Here is a 510-nt window from a genome sequence, read left to right as displayed (position 1 = left end):
TGCTGTCGAACATCCCGGAGGCCGGGCTGGCGCTCACCGCCCTGGAGAGCCTGCTGGCCCACCACGACCCGGCGCAGCTGGCGGTGATTGCCGCGAAGCTCCACTGCGCGCCGGACGTCCACGCCATCAAGGAGGCGCTGGCGCTGGCCCTGCCGTCGGTGCAGGGGCAGATGGAGAGCCTCGCGGTGGACATGGGCTACTCCGCCGGGGTGCTGGCCATCTTCTATAAGGTGGCGATTGGCTCAGGCATTGCGCCGCTGGTCATCTTTATGGGCGTTGGGGCAATGACCGATTTCGGCCCGCTGCTGGCCAACCCGCGCACCCTGCTGCTGGGGGCGGCGGCGCAGTTCGGGATCTTCGCCACCGTCCTCGGGGCGCTGACGCTGAACTACTTCGGCATCATCAGCTTCACCCTGCCGCAGGCGGCGGCCATCGGCATCATCGGCGGCGCCGACGGCCCGACGGCGATTTACCTGTCGGGCAAGCTGGCGCCGGAGCTGCTGGGGGCCA

1 protein-coding gene is annotated in these 510 nt (G+C 69.6%); it reads left to right on the top strand.

The window, feature by feature from the left end:
• A partial coding sequence (locus CW267_RS29930) for a sodium ion-translocating decarboxylase subunit beta (RefSeq protein WP_206054996.1) occupies positions 1-510 on the top strand: 510 nt, incomplete at both ends.

The organism is Klebsiella sp. X1-16S-Nf21 (assembly GCF_002837615.1).
In the GTDB taxonomy this organism is placed as follows: Bacteria; Pseudomonadota; Gammaproteobacteria; order Enterobacterales; family Enterobacteriaceae; genus Klebsiella; species Klebsiella variicola.
Note: the sequence above shows the minus strand (reverse complement) of the source record. Positions and strands in the feature narration are given on the sequence as shown.